We start from the raw sequence: 1870 nt of genomic DNA on the forward strand, positions 1-1870 counted from the left end.
GGGCGTGTCGCAAAACGTTTATTGAAATCGTTTTGCGGTACGCCTCTTTTTTAATAAAAAAGCAGAAATCTCTTGTTGATCGGAAGAAAAAAAGAAGTCGTAGCTAGATTATGGGCATAACAAAACAGAGGAATCGACTTCCCTTCAAAAAAATTATATACCGTTATCAGGACGCTTTGGGAATATGCAAATAACTTCCACAACGACCGTTTTGGATTTTGTTGTGGAGTTTCTTTAGGTTGTATGCCATGCACAGCAATAGAAATTCAGTATGCACTTTAACTTGACTACGCATCAAAAATCGCCGAAAGCCCATGTCCTCTTTAAGAACCCCAAAAGCTCCCTCGACTTGAATCGAACGATTCATGCGCAATAAGATGCCTTCTTCCTTTTGAATTCGTGCCTGCATTTCTTCGCGCTGTCTGAGAAAAATCTTGGATACATGCAGATTCTTGCTTCGTTCTTCTAGCGGCTTTTTACTTGCTCCTTTGATGCATTTGGTTTTATGTGGGCAGCCAGTGCATTTTGTGCAGGTGTATACCGTTGTTACGATAGAATAACCAGCTTTGGACTTGGTCTTCTTCTCGTAGGCTGCTTGGATGGAGTAACCCATATGGCAGAGGTAACTATCGATTTGGGCATCGTAGGGCATGTTATCCCGTCTGCCAATGTCGCTTTTGTATTTGCGAGTTTTTGCCAGGTGGTGATTAGCTGGCTTGATAAATGCTGTTAGCCTTTGTTTCTCACACCATGTATAATTTTCCTCGCTTTCAAACCCTGCATCCGCCACCGGTTTGCTATATCCTAGACCTTGGAGTTTTTCCATCATCGGAATAAACGTTTGACTGTCACTTCGCTCCTTGGAAATCATAGCGGCTACGACATACTCTGCATCTACTGCTATCGTAGCATTGTAGCCCGGTTTAAGCTGTCCGTTTTTCATGTGATCTTCTTTCATCCGCATAAAAGTGGCATCTCTATCTGTTTTGGAAAAGCTATTGCGTTCCCCGAAGCTGTGATTATAATCATCATACTGCTTTTGCCGGGCAAGATAGTCTTGCACCTTCTCTATCCCTCGCTGCAGCGGTGTTTTGCGTGGTCCTTTACCATGAACGAAAACTATTTCTTTTTTTATTTGTAAGGTTTTAAGGCGTTTACGCAGTTTTTTTAGATGCTTGGCTTTGATCTTATCGCCAACAGCAAAGCGAAGCCCCAATTCTGCTGCTAGCGTAGGTAGTTCTGCTTTCATTTTTTCTTGTAGCTTTGTTTCATTCTTTTGTGTCGCTTTTTTCCATACAAAGCTGTAGCGGTTGGCGTTGGCTTCTAACTTGGTCCCATCGATGAATGCGCTCACTAGCGACAATTCTCCTGCATCGGCTAATGCTTGCACTAACTGATTAAACAAGTCGTCTATTACTTGCGTCAGCCGATCGCTGCGAAACCTTGCAATTGTGGCGTGATCCGGCCCTTTCTCTCTACCCAACAGGTACAAAAAATTGATATCCCGTCGGCAAGCCTGTTCTAGTTTACGGCTGGAGTAGATGCCGTTCATGTATCCATACACGAGAACTTTAAACAACCGTTTCGGTGATTTCTCGATTCTCCCCATGCGAGAGTACGCGGCGTACAATTTTCTGTAATCCATCCCTTCCATTACCGCGTTGAGTAAGCGTACCGAATCTTCTGCCGGGATCATTTCGCCAATATCCATGGGCAGAAGAAATAGTTGATAGGTATCCTCGTTTACTGTATAATCTGGTTGTAAATTCTTTTTCGTCATAAATTTGATTTTACAACAAAAAACGGCTTCTGACTCTTGTCAGTTGCCGTTTTTTGTTGCTTTTGGAGGCTGGCTTAATGCGACAGCCCC

At 43.2% G+C, this 1870-nt stretch carries 1 protein-coding gene; it reads right to left on the reverse strand.

Features of this window, described 5'->3' with window-relative positions:
• Nucleotides 1-166: 166 nt before the first annotated feature.
• On the reverse strand, nt 167-1780 hold the full coding sequence (locus BMZ99_RS25785) for an IS1182 family transposase (RefSeq protein WP_139214871.1): 1614 nt from the start codon (nt 1778-1780) through the stop codon (nt 167-169).
• Nucleotides 1781-1870 lie beyond the last annotated feature (90 nt).

It is taken from the genome of Pelosinus propionicus DSM 13327 (assembly GCF_900114615.1).
GTDB classification, from domain to species: Bacteria; Bacillota; Negativicutes; order DSM-13327; family DSM-13327; genus Pelosinus; species Pelosinus propionicus.